At 65.7% G+C, this 25,468-nt stretch carries 30 protein-coding genes, 1 tRNA gene and 1 other RNA gene; 13 read left to right on the forward strand and 19 right to left on the reverse strand.

Features of this window, described 5'->3' with window-relative positions; all coding sequences use genetic code 11:
- Positions 1–131: 131 nt before the first annotated feature.
- The gene (locus tag E2481_RS08665; RefSeq protein ID WP_136716737.1) at positions 132–1,160 is read left to right on the forward strand and encodes a PrsW family intramembrane metalloprotease; all 1,029 of its coding nucleotides are present in this window, start codon (positions 132–134) and stop codon (positions 1,158–1,160) included.
- On the opposite strand, the gene E2481_RS08670 is transcribed toward E2481_RS08665, so the two are convergent.
- Together E2481_RS08670 and E2481_RS08675 are read right to left on the reverse strand one after the other, a co-directional pair.
- A complete protein-coding gene (locus E2481_RS08670; RefSeq protein ID WP_136716738.1) occupies positions 1,161–1,787 on the reverse strand; it encodes a riboflavin synthase in 627 nt (208 codons plus the stop codon). It lies immediately after the preceding gene.
- A 51-nt stretch (positions 1,788–1,838) separates the two neighbouring features.
- On the reverse strand, positions 1,839–2,249 hold the full coding sequence (locus tag E2481_RS08675) for a hypothetical protein (RefSeq protein WP_136716739.1): 411 nt from the start codon (positions 2,247–2,249) through the stop codon (positions 1,839–1,841).
- Between the two features lie 96 nt (positions 2,250–2,345).
- On the opposite strand from E2481_RS08675, the gene E2481_RS08680 reads away from it, so the two are divergent.
- Positions 2,346–2,606: a DUF7533 family protein gene (locus E2481_RS08680; RefSeq protein WP_136716740.1), complete on the forward strand. Its 261-nt coding sequence runs from the start codon at positions 2,346–2,348 to the stop codon at positions 2,604–2,606.
- Here the strand turns inward: E2481_RS08680 and E2481_RS08685 are convergent, their stop codons facing one another.
- The 3 genes from E2481_RS08685 to E2481_RS08695 all read right to left on the reverse strand — a co-directional run bounded on the left by E2481_RS08685 (position 2,607) and on the right by E2481_RS08695 (position 5,260).
- The gene (locus E2481_RS08685) at positions 2,607–4,448 is read right to left on the reverse strand and encodes a UvrD-helicase domain-containing protein (protein ID WP_136716741.1); all 1,842 of its coding nucleotides are present in this window, start codon (positions 4,446–4,448) and stop codon (positions 2,607–2,609) included.
- 111 nt (positions 4,449–4,559) lie between these two features.
- Positions 4,560–4,862, reverse strand: a complete 303-nt coding sequence (locus E2481_RS08690; RefSeq protein ID WP_136716742.1) for a DUF7521 family protein — start codon at positions 4,860–4,862, stop codon at positions 4,560–4,562.
- A gap of 44 nt (positions 4,863–4,906) precedes the next feature.
- Complete coding sequence (locus E2481_RS08695) at positions 4,907–5,260, reverse strand: ArsR/SmtB family transcription factor (protein WP_136716743.1); 354 nt, start codon at positions 5,258–5,260, stop codon at positions 4,907–4,909.
- Between the two features lie 232 nt (positions 5,261–5,492).
- On the opposite strand from E2481_RS08695, the gene E2481_RS08700 reads away from it, so the two are divergent.
- A complete protein-coding gene (locus E2481_RS08700; RefSeq protein ID WP_250137766.1) occupies positions 5,493–5,972 on the forward strand; it encodes a helix-turn-helix transcriptional regulator in 480 nt (159 codons plus the stop codon).
- Between the two features lie 184 nt (positions 5,973–6,156).
- On the opposite strand, the gene E2481_RS08705 is transcribed toward E2481_RS08700, so the two are convergent.
- Positions 6,157–6,339: an HVO_0416 family zinc finger protein gene (locus E2481_RS08705; RefSeq protein WP_136716745.1), complete on the reverse strand. Its 183-nt coding sequence runs from the start codon at positions 6,337–6,339 to the stop codon at positions 6,157–6,159.
- 138 nt (positions 6,340–6,477) lie between these two features.
- Here E2481_RS08705 and E2481_RS08710 point away from each other — a divergent pair, with 138 nt between their 5' ends.
- The gene (locus E2481_RS08710) at positions 6,478–6,798 is read left to right on the forward strand and encodes a rhodanese-like domain-containing protein (RefSeq protein ID WP_136716746.1); all 321 of its coding nucleotides are present in this window, start codon (positions 6,478–6,480) and stop codon (positions 6,796–6,798) included.
- A 50-nt stretch (positions 6,799–6,848) separates the two neighbouring features.
- Positions 6,849–7,127: a hypothetical protein gene (locus E2481_RS08715; protein WP_136716747.1), complete on the forward strand. Its 279-nt coding sequence runs from the start codon at positions 6,849–6,851 to the stop codon at positions 7,125–7,127.
- Between the two features lie 7 nt (positions 7,128–7,134).
- Here the strand turns inward: E2481_RS08715 and E2481_RS08720 are convergent, their stop codons facing one another.
- Entirely contained in the window at positions 7,135–7,458 is a 324-nt protein-coding gene (locus E2481_RS08720; protein ID WP_136716748.1) for a hypothetical protein, read from the reverse strand.
- Positions 7,459–7,586: 128 nt separating this feature from the next.
- Between E2481_RS08720 and E2481_RS08725 the strand changes: the two genes are divergently transcribed.
- The gene (locus tag E2481_RS08725) at positions 7,587–7,754 is read left to right on the forward strand and encodes a zinc ribbon domain-containing protein (protein WP_136716749.1); all 168 of its coding nucleotides are present in this window, start codon (positions 7,587–7,589) and stop codon (positions 7,752–7,754) included.
- Positions 7,755–7,781: 27 nt separating this feature from the next.
- Here E2481_RS08725 and E2481_RS08730 read toward each other — a convergent pair whose 3' ends face one another.
- From E2481_RS08730 to gnd, 6 genes are all read right to left on the reverse strand, one after another.
- On the reverse strand, positions 7,782–8,081 hold the full coding sequence (locus tag E2481_RS08730; protein WP_136716750.1) for a hypothetical protein: 300 nt from the start codon (positions 8,079–8,081) through the stop codon (positions 7,782–7,784).
- Complete coding sequence (locus E2481_RS08735; RefSeq protein ID WP_136716751.1) at positions 8,074–8,403, reverse strand: hypothetical protein; 330 nt, start codon at positions 8,401–8,403, stop codon at positions 8,074–8,076. Before E2481_RS08735 ends, E2481_RS08730 begins: the two co-directional genes overlap by 8 nt.
- Positions 8,404–8,787: 384 nt before the next feature.
- Positions 8,788–9,915, reverse strand: coding sequence for an SPFH domain-containing protein (locus tag E2481_RS08740; protein WP_136716752.1), 1,128 nt, complete (start codon positions 9,913–9,915; stop codon positions 8,788–8,790).
- 315 nt (positions 9,916–10,230) lie between these two features.
- Positions 10,231–10,303, reverse strand: a tRNA-Arg gene (locus tag E2481_RS08745).
- Positions 10,304–10,430: 127 nt separating this feature from the next.
- Entirely contained in the window at positions 10,431–11,015 is a 585-nt protein-coding gene (locus E2481_RS08750) for a 2Fe-2S iron-sulfur cluster-binding protein (protein WP_136716753.1), read from the reverse strand.
- A 111-nt stretch (positions 11,016–11,126) separates the two neighbouring features.
- Complete coding sequence (gene gnd, locus E2481_RS08755) at positions 11,127–12,035, reverse strand: phosphogluconate dehydrogenase (NAD(+)-dependent, decarboxylating) (protein ID WP_136716754.1); 909 nt, start codon at positions 12,033–12,035, stop codon at positions 11,127–11,129.
- A gap of 103 nt (positions 12,036–12,138) precedes the next feature.
- Between gnd and E2481_RS08760 the strand changes: the two genes are divergently transcribed.
- The 5 genes from E2481_RS08760 (at position 12,139) to E2481_RS08780 (ending at position 17,616) form a co-directional block, all read left to right on the forward strand.
- Positions 12,139–12,612, forward strand: coding sequence for a hypothetical protein (locus E2481_RS08760; protein ID WP_136716755.1), 474 nt, complete (start codon positions 12,139–12,141; stop codon positions 12,610–12,612).
- Positions 12,612–13,112, forward strand: a complete 501-nt coding sequence (locus tag E2481_RS08765) for a hypothetical protein (RefSeq protein WP_136716865.1) — start codon at positions 12,612–12,614, stop codon at positions 13,110–13,112. The genes E2481_RS08760 and E2481_RS08765 overlap by 1 nt, the downstream gene beginning before the upstream one ends.
- Before the next feature lie 134 nt (positions 13,113–13,246).
- Positions 13,247–15,889: a valine--tRNA ligase gene (locus E2481_RS08770; protein ID WP_136716756.1), complete on the forward strand. Its 2,643-nt coding sequence runs from the start codon at positions 13,247–13,249 to the stop codon at positions 15,887–15,889.
- Between the two features lie 49 nt (positions 15,890–15,938).
- Entirely contained in the window at positions 15,939–17,099 is a 1,161-nt protein-coding gene (locus E2481_RS08775; protein ID WP_136716757.1) for an aminopeptidase, read from the forward strand.
- An 85-nt stretch (positions 17,100–17,184) separates the two neighbouring features.
- Positions 17,185–17,616, forward strand: a complete 432-nt coding sequence (locus E2481_RS08780; RefSeq protein WP_136716758.1) for a dCTP deaminase — start codon at positions 17,185–17,187, stop codon at positions 17,614–17,616.
- Here the strand turns inward: E2481_RS08780 and E2481_RS08785 are convergent, their stop codons facing one another.
- Together E2481_RS08785 and rnpB are read right to left on the reverse strand one after the other, a co-directional pair.
- Complete coding sequence (locus tag E2481_RS08785) at positions 17,617–18,603, reverse strand: matrixin family metalloprotease (protein ID WP_136716759.1); 987 nt, start codon at positions 18,601–18,603, stop codon at positions 17,617–17,619. It abuts the gene before it with no gap.
- A gap of 74 nt (positions 18,604–18,677) precedes the next feature.
- Positions 18,678–19,082, reverse strand: an RNA gene (gene rnpB, locus E2481_RS08790) — RNase P RNA component.
- Between the two features lie 197 nt (positions 19,083–19,279).
- Between rnpB and E2481_RS08795 the strand changes: the two genes are divergently transcribed.
- On the forward strand, positions 19,280–19,885 hold the full coding sequence (locus tag E2481_RS08795; protein WP_136716760.1) for a TIGR00296 family protein: 606 nt from the start codon (positions 19,280–19,282) through the stop codon (positions 19,883–19,885).
- A 214-nt stretch (positions 19,886–20,099) separates the two neighbouring features.
- Here the strand turns inward: E2481_RS08795 and E2481_RS08800 are convergent, their stop codons facing one another.
- The 4 genes from E2481_RS08800 to E2481_RS08815 form a co-directional block, all read right to left on the reverse strand.
- Complete coding sequence (locus tag E2481_RS08800; protein WP_136716761.1) at positions 20,100–20,588, reverse strand: hypothetical protein; 489 nt, start codon at positions 20,586–20,588, stop codon at positions 20,100–20,102.
- Between the two features lie 189 nt (positions 20,589–20,777).
- Positions 20,778–21,929, reverse strand: a complete 1,152-nt coding sequence (locus E2481_RS08805) for a nicotinate phosphoribosyltransferase (RefSeq protein ID WP_136716762.1) — start codon at positions 21,927–21,929, stop codon at positions 20,778–20,780.
- Between the two features lie 135 nt (positions 21,930–22,064).
- On the reverse strand, positions 22,065–23,381 hold the full coding sequence (locus E2481_RS08810; protein ID WP_136716763.1) for an Hvo_1808 family surface protein: 1,317 nt from the start codon (positions 23,379–23,381) through the stop codon (positions 22,065–22,067).
- A gap of 3 nt (positions 23,382–23,384) precedes the next feature.
- The gene (locus E2481_RS08815) at positions 23,385–24,785 is read right to left on the reverse strand and encodes an Hvo_1808 family surface protein (RefSeq protein ID WP_136716764.1); all 1,401 of its coding nucleotides are present in this window, start codon (positions 24,783–24,785) and stop codon (positions 23,385–23,387) included.
- Between the two features lie 107 nt (positions 24,786–24,892).
- Between E2481_RS08815 and E2481_RS08820 the strand changes: the two genes are divergently transcribed.
- Complete coding sequence (locus E2481_RS08820) at positions 24,893–25,465, forward strand: cysteine hydrolase family protein (protein ID WP_136716765.1); 573 nt, start codon at positions 24,893–24,895, stop codon at positions 25,463–25,465.
- Positions 25,466–25,468 lie beyond the last annotated feature (3 nt).

Raw genomic sequence — 25,468 nt, forward strand, 5'->3', positions numbered from 1 at the left:
CACCACCGAAAAGGCTAGTCCTAAATCGGATTAAAAGAATATAATCATTATTCGTCTCTTGATGAGAGCCGGCGTGCATCGGCGTGGCCGGGAGCCAAAGCGTTAGGTGTGCGCCGGGCTACCGTGCGAACATGGCAGAGAGACGCGACCCGGTCGAGGCCAGGACCGACGGGTCGACGGACCTCTACGAGATCTCGGACTGGGAGGTCAGGTCGGGTTTCGATCGATTCGCCGTCTGGCTCTACGAGATGGTTGTCTCCGCGGTCAGATGGGGTGTCATCACGCTTGCAGTACTCATCCTCATCGGCCAGTTCGCCCTGGGCGGGTTCGGCCTGCTGGCCGACCCCCGCGTCGGGGCATTCGTGTTGCTGTCGGTCGTCCCCGCGTTCGTTCTGGCGGCGTACCTCTGGTACGCGGACGTTACGGCCGCCGAACCGCTCGAAGCGTTGGTCGCGACGTTCCTGCTCGGCATCCTGTTTGCCAGCTTCGCCGGCATCCTCAACAGCCGGCTCGGCGGCATCGCGTCGGGGCTTGGGTCGGGCTTCGGTGCAGTCCCCGTCCTGGGCGTGCTTGCCCTCTATTTCCTGGTCGTCGGCCCGGTCGAGGAGGTCGTCAAACTGCTCGCAGTCCGCTTGCACGCCTACCGGGCCGAATCGTTCAACGCGGTCATCGACGGCGCGGTCTACGGCGCGGTCGCCGGCCTGGGTTTCGCCACGATCGAGAACGCCCTCTACATCACCCAGTCGGTCGAGTCGCTGGCCCAGTCGATGAACCTCATCGAGGCCGGCGCAGGCATCACGACGGTTCGAGCACTCGCCGGCCCGGGCCACGTCATCTACTCGGGCTTTGCGGGCTACTACCTCGGACTGGCGAAGTTCAATCAGGAACATGCCGGCCCCCTCGTCGTGAAGGGTGTCACCATCGCCGCGCTCATCCACGGGGCCTACAACACCTCGGCGACGGTGCTGGTCCCGGCGGTCGCGGAGGTGCTCACGGGCGTCTCGCAGTTCGCCGTCTTCTTCGGGTTCGTCGTCGTCTACGACGGCCTCTTCGGCTATCTGCTCGTCCGAAAGCTCTCGAAGTACAACAACGCCTACCGCGACGCCAGCAGTTCCGACCGGGAGGGCACGATCAGTTCCGAACGCACCGAGTTCGAGTAGCTACTCCTCGGCGTACTTTTCGGCGTACGGAGTTTGTGCGTCACCGGCCTCACTGCCCAGCATCGACTCGACGTACTTGGCGACCACGTCCACCTCGATGTGGACCGGGTCCCCGACCGACTTCGCCGAGAGCGTCGTCAACTCGTAGGTCGCCGGGATGATCGCGACGCCGAAATCGTCGTCTAGATCGGCGACAGTGAGACTGATCCCGTCGACCGTGACCGACCCCTTCTCGACGAGGTACCGTTCGAGGCCTTCGGGAACCGAAAAGCGGAACTCCCAGTCATCTCCAATCTCATCAATCGCGGTCACCTCGGCGGTGCCGTCGACGTGCCCCTGAACGAAGTGGCCGTCGAAGCGGCCGTCGGCCGGCAGCGCCCGCTCGACGTTCACGATGTCGTCCTCGGCGACGGTCCCGAGATACGTGCGCTCGACGGTCTCCTGTGAGAGGAAGAGGTCGAACCAATCACTCCCGAACTCCTCGACGGTCAGACAGGCGCCGTTGATCGCGATGGATTGTCCGTGATGCAGGTCGTCCAGGTCGGCCTGGACGCGCACGCGGCGGCCGCCCTCGTCGTCCTCGGTGTCGAGAACTGTCCCAGTCTGCTCGACGATGCCGGTGAACATACACGCCGGTAGGGGCGGCGGGGCGAAAGGCGTTGTTCATTCCCTGGCGGGTCAGTCGGCGTTGGCGTCCTCGAACAGCGACGAGGACCGGTAGCCGACGATCATCTCGTGGACGAACAGACCCCCGAGGAGAACGGCGGCGAGCCCACCCAGGACGAGTCGTCCGAGGCCGTCGACGCCGTCGATCCCGTCGACGACCCCGTACAGCCAGAGTATCCACAGCCCGGAAAAGAGCAGGCTCACGCGGATGCGCGTCCCCGGCGGGACGTTCTCGGTTTCGTCACCCGTCGCCGCCAGATACAGCTGTGGCAGCAGGAACGGGAGGATCGGGAAAAACAGGACGCTGACGACCGCTCCCTGGGTCGTCCGGAGTCCGACCTCGAGGACGAAGCCGGCGACGATCAGGAGGCACACCGAGAGGGCGAGTCCGGTGAGGTACACGCGGGTTTCGCGGGAGACCATACGCGACTCGACGCATCCGGCGAACAAAAAGACAGCGCAGTGACTGGATCAGGGGTCGCATCGCTTTTGTCCGCTGGCCCTGAAGGCCACGACGACATGGACACGGGCATCGTCGGCATGATCACGCAACTGGGGACCGTCGCCATCGCCGCGACCATCGGGATGATGGGACTCGACTTCTTCTTTCGCGGCCAGCGACTCCTCGGCGGCGGGTTCGTCGCCTTCGCGGTCCTGATGGTGCTCGTCGAGGAGTACATCACGACGCCGGGCGACGTCGCCGGCGATCTCGCGGCGTCGGTCGTCGGGACGGTCGCGAAAGAACCCGAACGCGAGTCCGACTCCGAGCGCAGCGAGTGATTACTGGGCCGGGAGCGGCTCTTTGGCTTCCTCGAGCAGTTGCTCGAGGGTCTTCTCACTGGGTTCGTTCTCCAGCAGGACGTCGACGGGCAGCGTCGGCGCGCCGTCGACCAGCCCTTCGAGCAGGACGAGTCGTTCCCGGGCGCGGCTCATCCCGACGTAGAAGACGCGCCGTTCGTTGTCGGTCAGCGTCGGCACGGGGTCGGTGTGTTTGGTGAACTCCTCGACGCCGGGGACGTCCCGACCCTCCTGTTCGACGGTCGCGGCCATCTGCTCGACGACCTTCTCGGTGAGGTCGGTCGCGACGAAGACGTGGTCGGCCTCGCGACCCTTCGCGGAGTGGATGGTGCCCAGGCGCACGCGGGAGCTGTCCATCCCCCGGTACTCGCCCGAGAAGTACGCGTCGACGGAGCGCTCCTGGAAGTTCGTCACCTTCCGGAGCATGTCCGCGGCCGACCGCGGGTCCGGCATGAACGGCGCGTACTCGCGGACGAACTCGGGGTCGACGACGATCTCGGCGAGGTCGTCGATCCCGACTTCCTCCTGGCGCTCGTCGATGGCGTCGAAGAAGTCGTCGCGTTCACCGGTGCCGAAGGCCGAATCGGCCAGCATGTCGGCCAGGCGGCGGGCCTGGAGTGCGGTGACGGGTTCGTCCTCGTCGATCGACTCGACGGCGTCGACGTACTGGGAGAGGCGGTCGGTCCACATCCGCTGGTCGGTCAGACACTGGAAGGGGATGCCCTCGCCGATGAACTCGTCCATGAACTGGAACATCTGGTAGCGCGCCCGGAATAGGAGCATGACCGTCCCGTCGGGGTCCTCGTCGACGGTCGCCTTGACGTTGCGCACCAGGTCGAGCATCGACGGCCCGCGGACGGCGTTGACGCGCCCGCCTTCCTTTCGGGGTTCGAGGTCTTTCTCCTGGCGTTTGTCGATGTGACTGATCTCCTTGTTGACGACGTTCAGGATGCGGGATGGCAGCCGGTAGGAGTTCGGGAGGATGTTGTCGTCGGTCACGTCCTCGTCCAACAGGAGGTCGGGGTCGGCACCCTGCCAGGCGTAGACGACCTGGTCGTCGTCGCCCGCGATGAGGATCTTCTCCATGTGGGGTTTCCACTCCTGGTAGACGTCGTACTGCAGGGTCGTGATGTCCTGGAACTCGTCGATGACGAGGTAGTCGACGTTCGGGAGGAGGGAGCGCTGGGTGACCCGTTCGAGCATGTCGGCGAAGCCGACGAGGCCGTTCTCGCCCTGGTAGCCGCGCCAGGCGCGGATCGCCTCGGGCACGTCGATCCGGTCGTCGTCGGAGGGCCAGGTCGGCGTGTACTTGTTGCCGGTCTGGGCGTTCTCGTCGATTTCCGGCGGGAGGCGGACCTCCTCGTCGTTCCACTGGAAGGGCACGTCGTACCAGTCGGCCACGTCGCGGCGAGTGCGCTGGAGCCACTGGCTGGTCGCGATGACCTTGTTGCCGATGGTCGTCGAGCGGGCGCTCCGGCGGCGAGCGCCCTTGTTCTCGTCCTCGTACTCGATGCCGTACTCGTCACAGAACTCCTCCTTGTCGGACTCGCCCACCACGTCCCCGCGCGAGAGGTTCAGGAGTTCGTAGGCTTTCGCGTGCATCGTACAGACGTTGCCCCGGAGGGCTCGCGGCGTCGTGTCGAGGCGTTCGGCGAGGCGTTCGCGGATCTCGGCGGCGGCCGCTCGCGTGTACGAAACGACGAGGATGTCCCGTACGTCGGCACCCTCTTCCTGTAACTGCTCGACGCGGTCGAGGAGCGCAGTCGTCTTCCCACTACCCGGCCCACCGAACAGGCGGACCACTTCTGGCGTCGTGTCGGTCATTGGACCACTAGTGGACCTACTCACCCATAAGCAACGTGGCTTGGAGTCGGCACCGCGTGCAGGTATTTTTCGCGTCGAGGATCGGCGGTAGGAACGGCGACGGGCGAACGCTCAGCGATAGAGCGAGAGATACAACATGGCGAACCCCACGATAAAGGGGATCGTCTCGGTCATCTGGAGGAAGATAGCGGTCAGCGAGGAGTCCGTTGCACCGGCTCCGAGCTGGGTGATGACGTTGCTGACGGCGACGCCCATACTGATGAAGGCGAACCCGATGAATGCGGTCTGGAGTTTGTCGGACCGCTTCTTGCGATAGGCCTGAAAACTGATGAGCGTGATCCCGAGCGTCAGACCGAAGGTAATGAGCCGTAAAACGATGAGGAACCCGCGCGCGAGCGCGACCGTGTCAACCATGGACGCCATTCATCACTCGCCCAATATAAAGTTACGTCGGACGCTCACTCGGGGTTGAGTTCGTCCCACAACTGGCTAAAGCGGTCCGGGAGGTTCTCCTCGCGGTAGATCCGTACCTTGTACTCGCCTTCCTCTTCTAAGGAGATGACAGTGCTGTCGAAGTTCGACTCGTAGATCTTGTAGTGGTTGCCGTCGTCGGCGACCAGCGTCCGGTCTTCGATCAGGTCGTGTTCCTCGAGCACCTCGATTCGGCGATAGACGGTCGGCAGGGACAGATCGCACTCCTCGGCCAGTTCCTTGGCCGACCGGGGCTCGATACTGATGGCAGCCAGTATCTCGCGGGCGTGCTCGTCTCCGATCGTATCGAGGACCTGCTCGATACTGCGTTCCTCGGCCACTACGATGAGTTCAGTACACCCCCGTAAAAAGATATTGCGCACGGTATCACTCCTGAGAAAGTGACCGAGAGCTGTCACCCCAGTGGGTGGAACTGCGCGGTTCTTTCAGCGCGTGAAAACGCCTATAAATACCCATTTTCATTCGCGGAAATCGCGGGGGAGCCATTATGTATGCCTACCAGAGAGGAGTGTGTAGATGGAGTCCAAGTGATGTACCATGTCCGGAGATAATGTGAGCACGAGTCCGCTGGTGAACACGCTGATAGAGGAGCTATCGGCTGGCAAAGACGCTGGAATCGACGCGCCGTCGCCGGACGGGCCGAGCGCCGGCAGCGAGATCGACCCCGAGCAGGTCCTGTCTTCGGTCATGGAGACGCTCGCCGTCGAGGAGTCGTTCGCGTTCGACGACGAGATCGTCAAGCAGAACCTCGACGAGATCCTCATCGCGCTGATCGCGCTGCGGGACGGGACCCACGGGAAGGCCCTCATCGACGACCTGTCGCGGCTGTTCGACGCAGAGTTGAGTCCGGGCACCGTCTACCCGCGCCTCCACGACATCGAGAGCGACGGGATACTCTCGATGCACGAACTCGTCCGAACCAAGGAGTACTCCGTCGACGACGGCGACGCCGCGAAAGAGCGGATCGAGCGCGCGATGTACCACCACCTCGCGCTCGGTCTGTTCCTTCACGATTCGCTCGACGAATTATAAAATTCGATCGAGAACATCCCGCTCCAGACCTCCCGACTGGCATCTCCGTTATCGTTTCTCGGGCACCGTCCTTCCGCTCAAAGAACTCCGGCGCCACAGGTCAGCCCCCGGTCCGGACACCGCACTCGCGACCGCTGGACGTGACTGGCGGCTCAGTCGACGCGATAAAAAAAAAGACGGACCGCTAGTTCTGATTCGGTACCCAGCCACACACCGAGCACTCGGTCGCGTCTGTATCGTGGAGACCGCTACACTCCGGACACTGTTTCTTGTTGTAGCTCTCGTCCCAGCCGACGGCTTCTACTTCGTGCCCGCGGTCCGACAGGAACTCGTCGAACAGTTCGTCGTTACTCGGTGCTGACGCCATACATGCTATGGTATAACACACCACCATATAGCTCTATTGGTTCGACACATATTGGCCGGTGTCTCGGGAACGTCAGTCGGGGAGTTCCCGCTCTCGGCAGTAACAGGTTTAGGGGCGGTCGGTGCGTTGGGGCAGGTGATGGTCGAATCGCTGACGGCAGCCCAGCTTCAGGAGCGGCTTCGAGACGGGTCGGACGTCCAGCTCATCGACACCCGAACCGCGACGAAGTTCGAGGCGGGACACGTTCCCGGTGCCGAGAACATCCCGTACCCAGAACTGGCCGAGCGGATCGCGGACATCGAGTGGGGTGAGGAGATCGTGTTGGTGTGTGAGCGCGGCGAGAGTTCGCTCCAGGCCGCACGCATCCTCGAATCGTACGAGGGCATCGACGAGGGAACGCTGGTCGCCAACCTCGAAGACGGCTACGAGGGGTGGGACGGCGACCTCGAAACGGCGTGAGCGCACGGGCGCGGCTGTAGATACTTGTACGGCACACGCGTATCCCAGGCATGGTTTCACTCGCCGACCTGCCCGAGGCACCGCTCGACGGAACGTGTACACACTGTGGTGCGTCCATCACCCGCGGGTACGTCGTCGCCTCCGAGACGGCGGAGGGCTACGCGTTCGAGATGGAGACGGCGGTCTGTGACACCTGCGGGTGGACGGACGTTGGCGCGACGGGCTGTGCACCCACGCTGTCGGACTTCGAGACCGGTGACCTGCTGGTCCGGGTCGAGCGCGACGAGGGAGCGCTTCGCCCGGCAGCCGTTACCGACGAGCGGTCCTGACTCCCAATCAGTCGCCGGAGCCGTCGGGCGCGTCAGCGCCGTCGCCGGCCTCGAACACCTGCAACTGGAGCTCCAGATCGTCGAGAACGGCTTCGGAGACCTGTAGTTCGACCTGCATCGTCTCGCCCTGGTGGTCACCGGCTCGGTCCGCGAACTCGCGTGCACGGTCCGGCGGCATCGACAGCGGGAGGCGAACGTCGCCCCGCATCGCGGCCAGGTGGGCAGTCAACAGACCAGTCACCGCGTCGGCGGACACGCCGGCCCGCTCCGCGTCGGCCAGCAGCTCCAACAGTGCCGCCCGGAAGTCGTCGGCGTCCTCGATATCGGTCATCGACGGGTCGCTACGGCGCGTGCCCTGAAAAACCCGTCCGGTCGGCGATGTCCTCCCACGGGAACGCGGTCTGACACCTCGGCTGGGGCTTATGCTCATGCACGGCGAAGCCCGAAGGGTGGTATTCGATGGGACTCCTCGACTCGCTCAAGGAAGCAGTCACGCCAGATCACGAGCAGGCGGTTCGGTACCAGTGTCTGGACTGTCAGCGACAGTTCGCGTACCGCGCCGACCTCGACGAGCAGACCTGCCCGTACTGCGATTCGACCGCACTCGAACGGGTGGATCGACCCTGAAACGCACTCAACGCGCGAACGCGGGCGTCAACCCTCGGTGAACACGTAGCCGCCCGACAGCAGGAACGCGAGGACGGCGATCAGACCGACGACGACGCGACCGCCGGGCAACAGCCCGGAGACCCAGGCCAGTTCCAGAACCAGGCCGACGACGAGCGCGGCGACGCCAGCGACGCCCAGGAGCGTCGCCGGGTGCGTCGACGGGAAATCGGCGAGCGGTTCCGGCAGGAATCGCGGCAGGTCCCGCCCGCTGACGTCCGCAGCCGTCTCGACGAGCGATCCGAGTATCAGCAGGACGATGCCGACCGTCATCAGTACTTTAACCATGGTATCCACTCCCATCTCGGTCCTCGTCGCCGACGATGAATCCCCCGGAGAACAGGAACGCGATGACCGCGATCACGCCCACGAACAGGCGTCCGCCGGGAAGCGGATTCAGGGTCATCGCGATCCCGAGAACGAGGCCGACGACACCGGCCGTCGCCAGCGCCGTCGCCGGATGACACGGCGGCAGGTTCGACAGCGGCGACGGCAGGAACTCCGGCATCGCCTTCTCGCGGACGTCCGCGTACACCTCGACGATGGACGCGACGATCAACGAGAGAATCGAGAAATCAAGCACCACTCGCGCGATGAAGCTGTCAACCATCGTCTCGGCCTCCAGCACGTCGGTTCCGGCGCGTCTTCGCGGTACCCCCACTCGGCTGTCGCTGCGGTTCGATTCGCACTGTGAGTTGGACCCCCATCCTTGGTTCAATGTGACCGTATCTCGTATTTATAAGTATTGGAATATTACAGGTCAGGAGCGGAAGAATCGTCGTTCCGTCCCCGGATTCTGGCACTTCCAGCAGTGCATTTCGCGGATAGAATCGGCGAGAAGACGGATCGCTCGTTGCAAAAGTAGTGGGCGGCGAGGGCGTTCGTTCGCCGAGCGAACGAGTGCAACACATGGCTGGTCGGAATCGGCTCCTGTCGGCCACGACACCGAATACCGGGGAAGCGTTCTCTTGCGCTCGGTTCTTGCAGCCGACAGCTACTCCTTCGGTTCCGGTTCGCGGTCGTCTTCGTCGACGGCTCCCTCTACCGTGTCGGCAGTTTCCATGTTCGCGTTCCCATCTTTGACCGCCTTGGCCTGCTGTTCCAGCGCTGCAACGTCCATCTGTGCGGCTTCGTCGATCTCACCGAGAATCTCCTTGATGTCGTCGAGTCCGAGGAGTTCACGGGTATCGGCGTCGAAACGCTGGCTGTCCAACTGCTGTCCGTTGGCGGCTACGTCGCTCCCCGTGAGATGCTTGCCGTAGCGCCCCACCAGCGAGGTGAGCTCCTGGGGGAGGACGAACGTCGTCGACTCGCCCTGGCCGATCTCGGAAAGCGTCTCCATGCCCTTCTCGATGACGGCACGCTCGCCCATCGACTCGGCGGACTTCGCCCGGAGGACCGTCGAGATGGCGTCACCCTGCGCTTCGAGGATCTGGCTCTGTTTTTCCCCCTGCGCGCGGATGATGTTCGACTGCTTGTCACCTTCGGCCTTCTCGACTGCACTCCGCCGCTCGCCCTGTGCTTCGAGGATCGTCGCCCGGCGTCTGCGCTCTGCGCCGGTTTGTTGTTCCATCGCCTGTTGGACCTCCTGGCTGGGGTTGACCTCTCGGACCTCGACCGACTCGACGCGAATCCCCCATTCGTCGGTGGGTTCGTCCAGTTCCGTGCGAATGCGCGCGTTGATCTCCTGGCGCTTGTTGAGCGTGTCGTCCAGTTCCATGTCGCCGATCACCGCCCGGAGCGTGGTCTGGGCGAGGTTCGAGACTGCCGTCCTGTAGTCGTCGACCTCCAGGAACGCCTTCTTCGCATCCATCACGCGGAGATAGACGACGGCGTCCGCCGTCACAGGCGAGTTGTCCCGCGTAATCGCTTCCTGCCGTGGCACGTCCATCGTCTGTGTGCGCATGTCGAACCTGTGCGTGCGCGAGACGAACGGCGGAACGAAGTTGATGCCCGGTTCGAGCAAGCCGCGGTACTCACCGAACACGGTGAGTGCCTCTTTGTCGTAGGCGTCGACGATCCGCACCATCTGCCACACCGTCACGATTGCCAACCCCAGCGCCAGCAGCCCAACTATCCCGGGAACGGACGTGACACCCTGTAGTGGGGTCGTATGAAACATATATGAGATATGGTCTCCGTGCGTGAATAGGGGCGACATTTTCATCCACGTCCGGTTTTTGATTATACGAGAGACACACTCCGCGAATCTCTTGGAAACAGGGATACACCAGGAACGGTATCGACGAGGGCGGCGAGGGATGTCAACTACCCCATCCTACTTAGCTCGGCCTGACGGCCTCGCTCGTTGAGGGTGTCGCCAGAACTCGGAGAGTTCTGGCTGCTAACCAGAAGTCTGCGACTTCTGGTGATGGGGCTTGTCCGTGAACTCGGCCTCGAACCCGATGCGTTGCTCACGAATTGTTCGCGACAGCAACGGGCGCTAGGGGATTTGAACCCCTGACATCTTGGTCCGGAACCAAGTACTCTGTCCACTGAGCTAAGCGCCCACTTCGTGGGGATTGTCGGGTTTCGTTGCAGAGGGGGCGACGAATCCAGGCGTTCTGTCCGCTGAACTAGCCGCCCTCGAACCGAACTACTGGAGTCGCAGGTATAACCGTTGTGAACCGCCAGCCGTCAGGGCTGTTCGCCCGTTTCGAGGGTGAAATCGGACGTGGGGTAGGCCGTACAGGTCAGACAGTACCCCTGCTCCATCTCGTCTTCGTTGAGCGTGTCGTTGTTGCTGTGTTGGATGTAGTCCTGAGCGGGGCCCTCCTCGATGTGGCCGGCACAGGAGAGACACGAGCCCTCGCGGCAGGCGTAGGGCATATCCCAGCCCTCCTCCTCGCCCATGTCGAGGATGTTCTCGTTGTTCGCGATCTCGATGGTCTCGCCTTCCTTGGCGAACTCGATCTCGTAGACTTCGACCTCGTCGTCGTCGATCGCGTCGGGGTCGAAGCCCGCGTCCTCTTCCTCTTCACCGCCTTCTGCCAGTTCGCCCTCGGTTCCGCCGGCGACAGCCCCAGCCGGAGCGCCGCCACCACCGATGGACCGGTTCATCGGCTCGGGGAACTCCGTCTCCGGGACGGTCGCCGCTCGCTTCTCGATGACCTCCTGGGAGATGTCGTCGTTTGCCTCCCAGCCGGTCCCTTTCGAGTAGTGCATGGCGACCGCCACGAGCGTCAGCACGGCCCCGAGCGCGACACCCAATACGTCGACCATATGCGGCGGTACGGAATACGGGTTTAAGTGAATTGCCTTCTCCTACTCCGCTCTCGGGTCGGAGACCCTCGGCGCAGAGCCCGTACCCGGAGCCGACCACCGTGAGAGCGACTAGTCGCGCCGCGCGATCTCGTGCCGACCGAAGCCGTAGCGCAGGCGGTTGGCCAGTCGCCGGGAGAGTCGGCCCTCCCCGTCGCCAGTCGCCCGCGAGTTGAACCGCTCGGTGAGCGCCTGGTAAATGAGCGGCACCGGCACGTCCTGTTCGAGCGCCTCCTGGACGGTCCACGTCCCGGTGGAGCCGCCGGCGACGTGGTCGGCCACGTCCCCGAGGTCGTTGCCCTCCTCGCGGAACGCCTCCTCACAGAGGTCCAGCAGCCACGAGCGAATGACCGCCCCGTTGTTCCACGTGCGCGCGACGGCTTCGAGGTCGAGGTCGAATCGGCCGTTCGCGAGCAGTTCGAACCCCTCACCGTAGGCCTGCATCAGCGCGTACTCGACGCCGTTGTGGACCATCTTGACGTAGTGGCCCGAGCCGGCGGGCCCCATCCGGTCGTGGCCGTCGGGACCGGTCGCGACGGCGTCGAACACCGGCGTCAGTTCCTCGTAGGCCCACTCGGGGCCGCCGACCATCAGGGAAAAGCCCAGTTCCGCGCCCGCAGGGCCGCCGGAGGTCCCGCAGTCGAGGTAGGCCGCCTCGGTCTCCTCGGCGCGCCGAAGCGAGTCCTGAAACTTCGAGTTCCCGCCGTCGACGACGACGTCCGAACCGTCGACGTGGGGCGCGAGTTCCTCCAGCGCGGCGTCGACGGGGTCGCCCGCGGGGACCATCAGCCAGATTCGTTTGTCCTCTCCCAGTTTTTCGGCGAGGTCCGGGATCGAGTCTGCTGGGTTCGCGCCCGCGTCGGCCGCGTCGGCGACGGCGTCCTCGTCGATGTCGAAGGCAGTCACGTCGTGACCCGCGTCGAGCACGCGGTCGACGACGATCCGGCCCATCCGTCCGAGTCCGATAACTCCGAGATGCATGGCTGACTGCTCGCCGAGTGGAAAGGTAGGGGTTGTGGTTCTCCCCGAAACTGAACCCAAACGTATCTATACCGAGAGTCGGTACCACCGGCAACGCAGCCCAATGCGTCCCGGTGTGAGAGTCCTCGGCGTCGTCCTGCTCGGCCTCCTGCTCGTCGGCATGGGGAGCCACTACGACGCGAACTACGAGAACCACTGGCCGTATCCAACCGGGGACGCCCTCGAATCTGACTACGAGACACACGTGGGCGAGCAGGTGTTCGTGAGTGGGACCGTCCAGGCGGTCGACCGCGGGAACGAGACCGTCGAGATACTGGTCGAAACCGAGCAAGGGGAACTCCCGCTGACAGTCAGCGGCGTCAGTCGCGACGTTCAGCCCGGCGGCGCACTGCAGGTGTACGGCACAGTCCGGCCCGATACCCACCTCACGGCGGACAACGTGGTCGTGGTCAACTCCGCAGGGAGTTCGAGGACGTTCAAGTACGCCGTGTCGCTGATCGGTGCGCTCCTGGTCGTCGTCCTGTTTTTCAGACACTGGCGAGTCGACCGCGACGACATCGGTTTCGAGGTGAAATGATGGCGGAGCTACTGACACACGTCCTGGTCGCGTACGTCCTGCTGACGGTCGGGAGCTGGCAGATCGACGGCCTGACTCCACGCTGGGTTCCGATCGGGATGGCCGGCGCGGCGATTCCCGACCTCGTCAAAGTCGGGATACTCGTCGACGAACGGACAGTCGAAGCCCTGCTCGGATTTCCGTTTTCTTACGGACCGATCAGTACCATCGGTGGCGTCGTCGTCATCGCGGCCGGTATCACGCTGTGTTTCACCGAGGACCGACCGCGCGTGTTCGGTCTGCTGGTCGCCGGAGGAACGCTGTCGCTCGTCCTCGACGGACTGCGAATGTACGCCGACGGGCAGGCGAGTTTCTGGCTGTATCCGATCTGGTGGCGACCGCCGACGCCGAGCCTCTACGTGACCTCGGACCCGCGCGTGACCGCGGTCGCGGTCGTGGTGGCCGCCGGCGTGTTCCTGGCAGACAGGGACGCGTCGGACGCGCCCTCGGAAAGACGGTGAGAAGCGAAAAGTTATACATTCGACCGAGCAAAGCCACGGGTATGGGCCTGATGTCGTCGGTAGTACGTTAGCGCGACGACCAGTCGCACGTATTTTTCGACAGGACCGACCGATCTATCAGGGCAATCTAAATCATGAGTGAGTTACCCGACAGCTACGACCCGGATAGCGTCGAGCCGAAGTGGCGCGACAACTGGCAGGAGATGGACGTCTACGAGTACGATGGGGATTCCGACACCGACTACGTCGTCGACACGCCGCCGCCGTACCCGACCGGCAACCTCCACATCGGCAACGCCCTGGGCTGGTGTTACATGGACTTCGCCGCCCGCTATCACCGCCTCCAGGGCGACGACGTGCTCTTCCCGCAGGGGTGGGACTGCCACGGCCTCCCGACCGAGGTGAAAGTCGAGGAGAACAACGACATCCACCGCACGGACGTGCCCCGCGACGAGTTCCGCGAGATGTGCATCGAGCACACCGAGGAGCAGATCGACGCGATGAAAGAGACGATGGGGACGCTCGGATTCTCCCAGGACTGGAATCACGAGTTCAAGACCATGGACCCCGAGTACTGGGGGACCACCCAGCGCTCGTTCGTCGAGATGGCCGACGACGACCTCGTGTATCGCGACGAGCACCCCGTCAACTGGTGCCCGCGCTGTGAGACCGCCATCGCCGACGCCGAGGTCGAGGCCGAGGAGGGGATCGACGGCACGCTCTACTACATCACCTTCGAGGGAGCCGACGAGGACACCGAGGACATCGAGATCGCCACGACCCGTCCCGAGTTGCTGGCCGCGTGTGTCTCGATGGCCGTCCATCCCGACGACGAGCGCTTCGAGGATCGGATCGGCGACAGCTTCGAGGTGCCCCTCTTCGGCCACGAGGTCGAACTCATCGCCGACGAGGAATCGGATCCCGACTTCGGGACCGGCGCGGTGATGATCTGTACCTTCGGGGACAAACAGGACGTGACCTGGTGGGCCGAACACGACCTGGACCTCCGGATGGTGTTCACCGAGGACGGCCGCCTCAACGACGAGGCCGGCGAGTACGCCGGACTCGACATCGAGGAGGCCAAGGCGGAGATCGTCGATGACCTCGAAGACGAAGGCGTTCTCAACGACTCCGAGCCCACAGAACAGGCCGTCGGGCAGTGCTGGCGGTGTGACACGCCCATCGAGATCCTCTCGAAAGAGCAGTGGTTCGTCGAGGTCGACCAGGACGAGATCCTGGAGAAGGCCCAGCAGGTCCAGTGGATTCCCGACCACATGTACGACCGTCTGGAGGACTGGACCGAGGGCATGGAGTGGGACTGGGTCATCTCCCGCCAGCGCGTCTTCGCGACGCCCATCCCGTCGTGGTTCTGTGCTGACGAGGACTGCGATCACATCCACATCGCCGGCCCCGACGAGTTGCCCGTCAAGCCGACCGAGGAAGACCCCGACGTCGAGGCGTGTCCGGAATGCGGTGGGACCGACTGGATCGGCGAGACCGACGTGATGGACACGTGGATGGACTCCTCGATCACGCCGCTGTACGTCCGCGGCTGGCCCGAGGAGGAGTTCGAGCCGACCACGCTCCGCGAGCAGGGCCACGACATCATTCGCACGTGGGCATTTTACACCCTCCTCCGGACTTCGGCCATCGAGGACGAGATCCCGTGGGAGGAGGCGCTCATCAACGGGATGGTGTTCGGCGAGGACGGCAACAAGATGTCCAAATCGAAGGGGAACTTCGTCCAGCCCGAGGAGGCCGTCGAGGAGTACTCGGCCGACGCCTTCCGGCAGGCGATGGCCCTGGGCGGACAGCCCGGCAGCGACATCCAGTTCCAGTGGAAGGAGGTCAAGTCGGCCTCGAAGTTCGGGACGAAGATCTGGAACATCACCCGCTTCGCCACGGGCCACCTCGACGAGGAGGGGGCCACCGCGGAGGACCCGGCCTACCGTGACGCCGACGAGTGGATCCTCTCCCGGGCCTCCCAGGTCGCCGACGACGTGGCCGAGCACATGGACGAGTATCGCTTCGACGCGGCGCTGCGGGAACTCCGCGAGTTCGTCTGGCACGACCTGGCCGACGACTACCTCGAACTCATCAAGGGCCGGCTCTACGAGGGTCGGCCCGGCGAGCGCAACGCCGCCCGGAAGGCCCTGGAGACGTCGCTCACCGCTTCGCTCCGGATGCTCTCGCCCTTTGCCCCGTTCCTCACGGAGGAGGCGTACGACGCCATCCCGTCGACGGAGGGCAGCGTCCACGCCGCCGACTGGCCCGACATCGACATGCGCGACGAGGAGGCCGAACTCGCCGGCGAACTCATCGCCGACGTGGCCTCGACGGTTCGAGGCTGGAAGTCCGACGAAGGCATGGCACTGAACGCCGAACTCGGCGATATCGAGGTGTACCCCGACGAGACGCCCGAGCGGGCCGTCGACACGTACGACCTCTCGGAGGCCATCAACGGCCCGGTCCACGTCCGGAAGGGCGAGCCAGCGATCGAACTCGTCCCCGTCGAGGTCGACCCCGACCACAGCGTCATCGGACCGGAGTTCCGCGACCAGGCCGGCCAGGTCGTCGGCGCACTCGAAGGGGCGGATCCCGCGGAGATCAAACAACAGAAACAGCTTGACGGCGAGATCGAAGTCGAACTCGGCGAGGAGGTCGCGGTCGTCCCCGGTGAGGCCGTCGAGGTCCGGGAGGAACACCGCGCCGAATCGGGCGAGGAAGTCGAAGTCATCGAGAGCGAGCACGCGACGATTCTGGTCTACAAGGAGTAGGCGACCCGCGACCCACCGCTGTTTTGTCGTCCGGGACGCAGGCACAGACATGGACGAACGCGTACACGCACACGCGGAGACGCTGGTCGACTGGAGCGCCCGCATCGAGGACGGCGACGACGTGGTCCTCCGGGTCTCGGAGGGCGCTCACGACTTGGCGGTCGCAGTCGCCGAGAAACTGGGGGATCGCGGCGCGAACATCGTGACCGTCTACGATTCAGCGGAGGTCGGCCGCGCGTACCTTCAGGCACACGACGGCGAGTTCGAGGCCGACCCCGAGTACGAACTGGCACTCTACGAGAACGCCGACAGCGTCCTCTCGCTGGGCGGCGGGCGGAACACGACCGCACTGGCCGACGTGCCCGGCGAGCGGCGACAGGCCGCGGGGAAGGCAAAAGAGGCGATTCGAGAAGCCCGTCTCGATACGGACTGGGTGTCGACGGTCCACCCCACCCGGTCGCTCGCCCAGCAGGCCGGCATGGCCTACGAGGCGTACCGGGACTTCGTCTACGACGCCGTCCTCCGGGACTGGGAGTCGCTCGCCGAGGAGATGGGCCGGCTCAAGGAGATCCTCGACGACGGAACGGAGGTCCGGATCGTCGGCGAGGGAACCGATATTTCGATGTCCATCGCGAACCGGGTCGCGGTCAACAGCGCCGCCTCGGTGGCCTACGACTCCCACAACCTCCCCAGCGGCGAGGTGTTCACCGCACCCGCCGACACCGAGGGCGAGGTCACCTTCGACGTGCCGATGACGATCAACGACCGGCGCGTGCGGGACGTCCATCTCGTCTTCGAGGACGGCGAGGTCGTCGACTACGCAGCTCAGCAGGGCGAGGACGTCGTCGGGGACCTGCTCGACACGGACGCCGGCGCGAAGCGGCTCGGTGAACTCGGCATCGGGATGAACCGCGGCATCGACCACCCCACGGACACGATCCTCTTCGACGAGAAGATGGGTGGCACCGTCCACATGGCACTGGGTCGCGCCTACGGCTCGAACTTCCCGGAGGGGTACGAGGACGAGCAGAACGAGTCGGCCGTCCACGCCGACCTCATCAGGGACATGGGCGAGGGGTCGCGGATGGAGGTCGACGGCGAGGTCGTGCAGCGGGACGGATTGTTCAGGTGGGAGGACGGGTTCGGGGGGAGCGAGGGCGAACAGCGTGAGCCCTCGAAAAGCGAGCGGGGAGGAACGACCCGCGAGTAGCGAGACGCGAGCGAAGTGAGCGTCTCGGAAAAACGAGCGGTGAACGGCAGCAAGCCTTTGGATCGAGGGAGCCACACGCCCACACATGACACAGATCGATCTCACGGCGTTCGTCGAGGACATCGTCCACGAACCGACACAGACCGAGGGGGCAGGACTCGACCTGACCGTCGCCGAGGTTCACGAGGTGACAGCGCCGGGACGGGTGGACTTCGGCGGGGGCGAACTCGACCCGGCCGAGACCGAGCCACACCCCTCCTCGAAGCGCAACGCCGACGACGACTACGAGTGGTGGACGCTCGACGCCGGCCAGTACCTCATCGAGTACAACGAGACGCTCGCGCCGCCCGAGGACGTGCGACTCGTCGTCCAGACCCGCGACGAACTGCTGGCGCGGGGCGCGTTCCATCCCACACTGCGCGTCAGGGACTGTCGGCAGGTCCCCCTGAGCGTCGGCGGTGCGGGGCTACGGCTCAAGGAGAACGCGCGGGTCTCGACGGTCGTCGGGACGGCGTGATTACTCCCACCAGTCCGACCGTCGCTCCTCGAAGGTCGCGTCGCGGAACGCCGGCGGCAGGTCCGCGCGGTCGTCGCTTCCGAGGGCACCACCGAACCAGCGGCCGACGTGCCAGCCCGTGGCCTCGGTCGAGAGGCCGACGACGTAGATATCGGCGCGCGTGTAGCGCTCGTGGGCCCCGTCGCGGTCGGAGTCGACGCCGACGATCTCGGCACACGACGACGGCGACTCGCCACAGGGCGAGGAGTCGGGAAACGACACGACGATGTCGGCGGTGTCGCGGTCGGTCGTTCGCGCGAACGTGACGTTGTCCGGCACGGTTCTCTCCCCACCGTCGTTGTAGTAGTCGATCGCGTGGCCGATCTGGTCGTCGACGGCCCGTCGCTCGTCGGCCGACAGCGTGTCGTCGTCGACGTAGACCGAGAGCGTCGGGTCGTCCCAGGGGACCGGGCGCTCGCTGGCGTTGGGCTGTGGCGTCGACGCCAGGACGGTCTCGGCTCGCATCACGGACTGCGGGTCGTCGGTGTGGCCGAGGCCGAGCACGTGGCCGAACTCGTGTCGCAGGACCAGGCGCGTCGAGTTGCGGTCGAAGCCGCGCTTGATGCGAACCTCGACGGGGTCGTCCTGTGTCCGGAGGTCCGATAACAAGGGAGCACAGCCGGCGGCGTGGTCGTCGGTGCCGCACTCGTCGATGCGCTCGACGGGGCGAACGACCAGGTCCGGGTCCTCGGCGTCGGGGTCGACCCGGAAGGTGACGGGATGGCCGAGGTACTGGTCGGCGTTTGCCTCCCAGTAGTCGGTGGCGTTCCGAAGCGCCGCGACGTATTTACTCCGAGAGTCGTCGGTCCCCGCGTCGAGGCCGACGACGAACGTGGTTTCGGACCAGGGGTCGACGGCCGCCGACTCGTCGGGACTCCCCAGTGGGGGCACTGGCAGCGAACAGCCGGCCAGGACGACGAGGGCAGCGAGGGCGACCGAGCGATGCATCTATCGAGGAATCGGCGTCGACGAGCAAGTGGGTTGTGGCCGTCTCGAACGGTCGCGGTCGCTCGACGCGTCGTGGCTGAGGGGAGTAAGCCCCCTTCTGTTCGGCCCGGCATTCCGCTGAGCATCCGCGCCAGCACCGCCGCCGAGGGTCGCTCGGCAGTGGCGTCCGGGCTACCTACGGCGCGGACTTGCACCGGTGAGGATTCGCCGTTCCATCCGTTCTCCGCGGTCAGCGTGCCCGAAGGGCACGGGCGTGGCGGGTCACCGTCACGCCGCTGGTCCCGATGAGTCGGGACGCGCTCGGTGGGTTAACTTCCCGTTTCTTCGCCGGAAGGCTCGATTCGGGTTCGCACACCTCATCGCTCGCGCGGAGTGGTATCGTTTCTGTTCCAGAGCCAGCGGTCTCCCGCTCCGGGTTTGCACCCGGTCACCTGCCCGGCGGGTGGGGGGACTTTCCTCATGCGCGTGCTCCCTGAGCACGAATCGGGCTGGCGGTGCAACCGTCAGCTCTGCGCGCCCTGAGCACGTACACGGGAGCCGGGCTCCCTCTGCCAGCCGGACCTACTCACTGCCCGGGATTAAGCCGTTCGGTCAGCCGATCGGCTCGCAAATAGTCGCGTTTTCGACGGGAAACTGAATGAACACGTTGAAACCGCTGGTCGCCTAAAGAGATACAATGCCAGAGGCAGCCGGAGAACTCACGTCGACGGACGGAACACGAGCCGTCGAGCTCGCACGCAACGCTGTCGAGACCTTCGTCGAGAACGGTGCGCGCGAACAGCTCGGGAGCATGCGGGACGCCTTCTACACGCGAACGGGTGCGTTCGTCCGGCTGGAGAAGACGCGCGGTCGCGGCCAGCTGCGGGGCTGTGCGGGCAGCTACGACTGGAACGACCACCTCGGCGAAGCGCTCGTCGACGCCGCCATCGGTGCCGCAAACGAGAACTCCTGTGGATCGGCCGTCGACGCCGCCGAGCTCGACACGCTGCGCGTGTCGGTCTGTATCGTCGGCAACGTCGTCCTGACCGACGACCCGATGAGCGATCTGGAACTGGGCCGCCACGGCGTCGCCGTCGAACGCGGCGACAAGCGCGGCTGGCTCTATCCCACGGTCCCCGTCGAGAACGACTGGAGCGAGGCCGAGTACCTCGACCGCGCCTGCCGGAAGGCCGGGTTGGCCCCGGGTGCGTGGGAGGACGAGGACACGATGGTCACGCTGTTCGAGGGCCGCGTCTTCCGCGAGCGCGACCCCAACGGCGCCGTCCAGGAACTGCGCGTCTAACCCGACACGCGACCGGGAGGTGGAACTCGATTTCTGCGACACCGAACGGGACAGCCGAACGCGCCGCTGCCACCGGTTGAACTGACCAGGTCCGGACAGCGCTGTCGCTATCCGAACGATCTCCGGCGAAAAACGAGTCGATAGCGAGTGGATGGCGGCGAGGGCGTCAGCGGGTCGCTGGGCGGTCGAATCCCCAAGCGGGGGTCGTCGTGCGTTACGCGTCGGTCGCGTTGGCGCTACCGTCGTCCGCGGCCTCGGCCGACTGTTCGTCGTCATCCGAGTCGGCGTCCTCGTCACCGGCAGCCTGCTCGTCAGCGGAGTCGGCGTCGCTGTCGTCGCTCTCGTCCGGCGTCACGTCGCTGATGGCGTCACCGAGCGAGCCGTCGAGGTCATCGTCGAGGAACTGTCGAACCAGGTCGTGAATCTCCGTCACGTGATCGGGCACCTGACTCGGCAGTTCGGTCGGCGGGCCGCGGTCGCCGGCGGCAGCCCCGTTCCCGGCACCGCCACGCTCACCCGCGTCGGCCGAAGCCTCGGCACCGTTTCCGGCGTCCGCCTCGTCGTTCACGTCACGGTCGTCGGCATCCACAGCGGAGTCGTTCGCGCCGGTGTCCACGGGGGCGTTGCCCGGGAACGCGGCGGCGGTACCTGCGAACACGAGCAGTGCGGCCAGAGCGGCCGCGAGTAGTTTGATAGATTTCATTGTTGTCTCCACTCGGGACCAGTCGCTACACCATCTTGAAGGGGGAATACCTCAAAGGCGAATTTCGGCGGTTTGAGCGCCAATTAAGCGGATTTGTCCTCGATTAAACCGAATTAAATCGGTTGAACCGGGGTGTCGTGCGGGCGAGCGGAGACGGAGGGGGTTCGGCAGGTATCGCGCGCTGGCGTGTCACTCATCGGTGGCGAAGCCGACCCGCTCGCCGTCGGCGGTGGCTCGTTCGCTGGCGGCGTCCAGATCGAACTCGCGGACGATCTCGCCGTCGCGGATCAGCGGCTCCAGCAGCGCCTCGCCGTCGGCCGGGCCGGACCGGTCGGCCAGCCCCACGTGGTGGCCGCCGTCGGGCGTCCGGTAGACCTGCTTCGTCCCGGAGAGTTTGCCCCGCTTGGCCGCGGGTTCGCCGTCGACCTCGACGATGTCGAGCGCGAAGTCGATGGGATCGGCGTTGCTGACGTACCCGCCGACGCCGAACCCCTCGACCACGTCCGAGAGTTCCCGGAGTTCCTCGGGGACGAGCCCGCCGCTGACGAAGATACCCACGTCCTCGAACCCACGAGCGTCGAGTTCCCAGCGGACTTCCTTGATGATGTGTCGGAAGTCCCCACGACGGGAACCGGTGGTGTCCAGGCGGACGCTGTCGAGCGCCTCGACGGCTTCGGCCGCCCGGATGCTCTCGTCTTTCTCGTCGCTGTAGGTGTCACAGAGCGCGACCCGGGGCACGTCCGACCCGGCCGCCTCGTCGAAGGCCTGCCAGGCGGCCTCCTGGTTGCCCTTCCCGAAACAGATCATCAGGGCGTGGGGCATCGTTCCGCTGGCTTCCCGACCGAGGACGTCGCCGGCGGCGACGTGGGAGAAGCCGTCGAGGCCGGCGACCAGCGCGCCCCGCTCGACGACGGCCGCGATCGAGGGGTGGACGTGTCGCGCGCCGAAACTCATCACGAGCGAGTCGGGCGCGGCCCGGCGAGCGCGCAGGGCGTTGGTCGCGATGCCCGACGCGTGGGAGAGAAAGCCCAGCAGCGAGGTCTCGAAGACACAGAAGTCCCGGTAGGTCCCCTCGATGCGGAGGACCGGGCCGCCGTCGAACAGCTGGCCCTCCCGGAGCGCGTCCACGTCGATGTCGTGGCCCGCGAGCAGGTGCGCGGCGTCTTTGACGCCCGCGAGCACCTCGAACTCGCCGGTCGGGAACTGGTCGGCGGTGACCTCGGCGACGACCGTCGGATTCACGCCCGCGTGGTCGAGCGCCTCGACGGTCCGGTCGAAGTACGCGTCGGTCGCCCGCCCCTCGCGGATCGCCTCGGGCGGGACGATGTCGAACTCGGTCATGCTAGAGGGGTCCAGTGGCGCGACGAAAAAGGTACCCGATACGACGGGTCCGTCATACGGACTGCTGTAGAACGTTTCCGCATCGACCACCCGACATCAGGTGGTCGTCGCAGGAAACAGCGACAGCAACCCGTATCAGCCCGCGTGGTGGACGCCCGCGAGTTCGCTGACGGTCGGCGCGTTCACGATTCGAACGCGAGTCCCCTCGCGAGTGATCCGGAAGGCGTCGCCGAACGGGTCGGACTCGGGGAGGACGTAGGTGTCCGCGGACGGCTGGCGGACTGCGCGCTCGGCCAGGATGTCCCGGTAGCCCGTCGCGAACTCGCGGGCGTCGGCGCGGCTGTCCCAGGCACTCGCCCAGACGTAGCCGTAGCGCTCGCCGTTCCGGTAGGGGACGACGCGGTCCCCGGCCCACCCCGCCGAGAGCGGGTGGTCGTAGTCGTAGGTCGCGTGCGTGCTGCGGTTGACCTGCCCGTTGGCCCAGAACATCGCGTAGACGCCCGCTTCGCCGACAGTCTCGCCGGCGGGGTCGCGGTCGAACCGTTCCCAGCGGCCGTTCGACCGGTCGGGAATCTCGACGGTCCGGGGCCGTTCGTCGGGATACGCCTCGGGGTGGATGACCTGTTCGCTGCTGACCGGATAGTCGTCGTAGAGGGCGTTCACACCGGCCCACCCCGAACGGGCGCGGACGGCCTCGACGAATGCCGACCCCTCGACGTAGGGCGCATAGATCGTCAGGAACAGGCCCTGGTTGAATCCAGTCGTGTCGCCGCCACCGCGCACCGGCCTGTCGAGACAGTTCCAGGCGTCCACACACCGACGCTCGTAGCGGTCGGCGACGTAGTTCGCGTCACCCTCGACGACCCCGTTCTGGCCGACGCGTCGGTCACGCGTCTCGGGATATCCGTCGAGTCCGAAGTGCTGGTCCTGCAGGGCGTGAACGAGTTCGTGGGCCAGCGTCCACCGGTCGACGGTCGGCGTCTCAGCGTCGCTGACGAGGACGATGGCGTTCTCGCCGGGCGCGTAGAACCCCCTGACGCTCGCGCCGAAGGTCGGCCCGTAGGCCTCGTCGACGGTCGTGTCCTCGCCGACGAGCAGCAGGGCCTCCCAGACCTGCTCGTCCCAGTGGTCGACGCCGCCGCTCCCCCGGCCGGCGTACTCCTCGCGGTACTCGGTTCGGGAGATCACCTCGACCGACACCGACTGCTGGAACTCCAGGCCGCGGATGCGCTCGACGCGGGCCATCGTCCGCGCGAGGACGGCCTCCCGTTCGCTCTCGTTGAGACCGTCGTCGGTCGTCACCGCGACCGGATCGTCGTACCAGTAGCCGTCCTCCCAGCCCTCGCGGTCAGTGAGCGGGTCCGGGCGACCGTCGCCGGCGGTCGGAGCCGAACAGCCAGCCAGCACGAGGAGGGCAGCGAGGCCGAGCAACAAGAGAAGGCGACGGGTCACGGATCAGGAGCCGTCGTGAACGTCGGTCAGGTCCTCGACGGTCGGTGCGTTCACGATCGTAACGGTCGAGCCGTCACGGGTGACCCGGAACGCGTCGGCGAACCCGTTCTCACCTTCGGGGATACGCCAGGTGTCGGCCTGACTCGTCCCCTGACCGCCGTAGTACCCGAGCAGTCGGCGATAGCCGCGGGCGAACTCCTCGGCCTCCGCGGCCGACTCCCACTCGATACGCCAGACGTAGGCCGTCTCGTCGGCCGCGGTGTCCGGGTTGCGATAGACGTGCAGCCGGTCGCCCTCCCACCCCTCGGTGACCGGGAGGTCGTAGTCGAAGGGATCGGTCGAGTCGCCGGTGGCGAACTCGTCGCGGTCGATCAGCGCCCCGGCCTCGTCGTCGAAGGCCGTGTAGGCGAACATCGAACTCAGCACCGACTGGCCGAGCGTCGCGTGTTCGGGTCTGCTGGTCCCGGAACGCTGTGGGTCCGGTCGGACGCGCTCCCAGCCGTTGGCCGTCGAATCCGACAGGGACACACGGGTCGGGTCGTCCCGGGAGTCGGTGTAGCGGTCGGGGTAAATGACCTGTTCGCTGCTGGTGGGCGCGTCGTCGAACGCCGCGTCGACGGCGTCCCAGCCGCCCCGATCGAGCAGGGTCGCGACGAAGCCGGGGCCATCGCTGTACGGGAAGTACTCCATGAGCGTGATGCCCCAGTGACGAGTCCCCCCGGACCCGCCGCTTGACTCGCCCTCGACGCACTCCCAGGTCCCGCCACAGCGGCGTTCGTAGCGCTGCTGGATGAGATTCGCCTCGCCCTCGACCAGTCCGTTCCGGGCGTTGTAGGCGTCCCGTGTGCCCGCCCGCATCGACGAGAGGTTGTGGCGCTGGTCCTGCATGGCGTGGACGAGTTCGTGGGCCAGCGTCCCCTCGCCGTCGATCGTCGGGTTCCCGTCCTCGGCGACGAGTTTGATGGAGTCGTTCGCCGGCGAGTAGTAGCCCAGCACGTTCGAGCCCATGGTCTCGCGCTGGACGGTCAGGGAGTCGCGGTCCTCCCCGACGAAGAACATGGCCTCGAACTTCGCGTTGTCGAAGGTCCGGAACCGGTCGGTGTAGTTGGCCGTCTGTTCGTTCCGATACTCCTCGCGGCTGATGATCTCGACGCGCACCGACTCCTCGAACTCGGTGTCGCGGACGTACTCGACGCGAGCCATCGCCCGCGAGACGACGGCCTCCCGTTCGCTCTCGTTGAGGCCGTCCTCGTTCGACACGTCGAGCGTCTCGTTGTGCCAGTAGCCGTTCTCCCAGCCGATCGCGTCGGCCTCGGGATCCGAGGGGGCGGAGGAACCCCCGAGGAAGTTACAGCCCGCGAGAACGACGAGGACGGCGAGCGCCACCCAGGCGGCCTTGCGCATACCCCAGCCAGGGAGGCCGACGACAAAAGTCGTCCGCACGCCGACCGGTCTCCCTCGTGACCGCATCCCGGGTAACGGTTTTTTCTGGGGCGTTCGTACCATCACGCATGGAGTTCGACACTGATTCGACAGCGGTGGTCGTGGTCGACATGCAAAACGGGTTCTGTCACCCCGACGGGAGTCTCTACGCCCCCGACAGCGAGGACGCCATCGACCCCGTCGCCGAGGTCGTCGAACAGGCACGAGAGGCGGGCGCGCAGGTCGTCTACACCCGGGACGTCCACCCGCCCGAGCAGTTCGAGGGCAACCACTACTACGACGAGTTCGAACAGTGGGGCGAACACGTCGTCGAGGGCTCGTGGGAGGCCGAACTCGTCGCGGAGCTCGACGTCCACGAGGACGACCACGTCGTCGAGAAACACACCTACGACGCGTTCCACGAGACGGAACTGGACGGGTGGCTCTCCGCACGCGGCATCAACGACCTACTTTTCTGCGGGACGCTAGCCAACGTCTGTGTCCTCCACACGGCGGGCAGTGCCGGTCTCCGCGACTACCGGCCGGTACTGATCGAGGACGCCATCGGGGCGATCGAGGACGACCACCGGGAGTACGCGCTCGAACACGCCGACTGGCTGTTCGGCGAGGTCGCGCCGCGTGCGGACGTCGAGTTCGTCTAGACA

It is taken from the genome of Halorientalis salina (assembly GCF_005049285.1).
Lineage (GTDB): Archaea > Halobacteriota > Halobacteria > Halobacteriales > Haloarculaceae > Halorientalis > Halorientalis salina.

Coding starts and splice junctions, on each gene's coding strand:
- E2481_RS08780 (WP_136716758.1), top strand. CDS start 17,185: ATGACACAGATCGATCTCACGGCGTTCGTCGAGGACATCGTCCACGAA.
- E2481_RS08785 (WP_136716759.1), bottom strand. CDS start 18,603: ATGCATCGCTCGGTCGCCCTCGCTGCCCTCGTCGTCCTGGCCGGCTGT.
- E2481_RS08675 (WP_136716739.1), bottom strand. CDS start 2,249: ATGGTCTCCCGCGAAACCCGCGTGTACCTCACCGGACTCGCCCTCTCG.
- E2481_RS08730 (WP_136716750.1), bottom strand. CDS start 8,081: ATGGTTAAAGTACTGATGACGGTCGGCATCGTCCTGCTGATACTCGGA.
- E2481_RS08665 (WP_136716737.1), top strand. CDS start 132: ATGGCAGAGAGACGCGACCCGGTCGAGGCCAGGACCGACGGGTCGACG.
- E2481_RS08765 (WP_136716865.1), top strand. CDS start 12,612: ATGGCGGAGCTACTGACACACGTCCTGGTCGCGTACGTCCTGCTGACG.
- E2481_RS08725 (WP_136716749.1), top strand. CDS start 7,587: ATGGGACTCCTCGACTCGCTCAAGGAAGCAGTCACGCCAGATCACGAG.
- E2481_RS08820 (WP_136716765.1), top strand. CDS start 24,893: ATGGAGTTCGACACTGATTCGACAGCGGTGGTCGTGGTCGACATGCAA.
- E2481_RS08705 (WP_136716745.1), bottom strand. CDS start 6,339: ATGGCGTCAGCACCGAGTAACGACGAACTGTTCGACGAGTTCCTGTCG.
- E2481_RS08795 (WP_136716760.1), top strand. CDS start 19,280: ATGCCAGAGGCAGCCGGAGAACTCACGTCGACGGACGGAACACGAGCC.
- E2481_RS08770 (WP_136716756.1), top strand. CDS start 13,247: ATGAGTGAGTTACCCGACAGCTACGACCCGGATAGCGTCGAGCCGAAG.
- E2481_RS08815 (WP_136716764.1), bottom strand. CDS start 24,785: ATGCGCAAGGCCGCCTGGGTGGCGCTCGCCGTCCTCGTCGTTCTCGCG.
- E2481_RS08690 (WP_136716742.1), bottom strand. CDS start 4,862: ATGGTTGACACGGTCGCGCTCGCGCGCGGGTTCCTCATCGTTTTACGG.
- E2481_RS08670 (WP_136716738.1), bottom strand. CDS start 1,787: ATGTTCACCGGCATCGTCGAGCAGACTGGGACAGTTCTCGACACCGAG.
- E2481_RS08805 (WP_136716762.1), bottom strand. CDS start 21,929: ATGACCGAGTTCGACATCGTCCCGCCCGAGGCGATCCGCGAGGGGCGG.
- gnd (WP_136716754.1), bottom strand. CDS start 12,035: ATGCATCTCGGAGTTATCGGACTCGGACGGATGGGCCGGATCGTCGTC.
- E2481_RS08720 (WP_136716748.1), bottom strand. CDS start 7,458: ATGACCGATATCGAGGACGCCGACGACTTCCGGGCGGCACTGTTGGAG.
- E2481_RS08735 (WP_136716751.1), bottom strand. CDS start 8,403: ATGGTTGACAGCTTCATCGCGCGAGTGGTGCTTGATTTCTCGATTCTC.
- E2481_RS08740 (WP_136716752.1), bottom strand. CDS start 9,915: ATGTTTCATACGACCCCACTACAGGGTGTCACGTCCGTTCCCGGGATA.
- E2481_RS08800 (WP_136716761.1), bottom strand. CDS start 20,588: ATGAAATCTATCAAACTACTCGCGGCCGCTCTGGCCGCACTGCTCGTG.
- E2481_RS08760 (WP_136716755.1), top strand. CDS start 12,139: ATGCGTCCCGGTGTGAGAGTCCTCGGCGTCGTCCTGCTCGGCCTCCTG.
- E2481_RS08680 (WP_136716740.1), top strand. CDS start 2,346: ATGGACACGGGCATCGTCGGCATGATCACGCAACTGGGGACCGTCGCC.
- E2481_RS08685 (WP_136716741.1), bottom strand. CDS start 4,448: ATGACCGACACGACGCCAGAAGTGGTCCGCCTGTTCGGTGGGCCGGGT.
- E2481_RS08775 (WP_136716757.1), top strand. CDS start 15,939: ATGGACGAACGCGTACACGCACACGCGGAGACGCTGGTCGACTGGAGC.
- E2481_RS08750 (WP_136716753.1), bottom strand. CDS start 11,015: ATGGTCGACGTATTGGGTGTCGCGCTCGGGGCCGTGCTGACGCTCGTG.
- E2481_RS08710 (WP_136716746.1), top strand. CDS start 6,478: ATGGTCGAATCGCTGACGGCAGCCCAGCTTCAGGAGCGGCTTCGAGAC.
- E2481_RS08715 (WP_136716747.1), top strand. CDS start 6,849: ATGGTTTCACTCGCCGACCTGCCCGAGGCACCGCTCGACGGAACGTGT.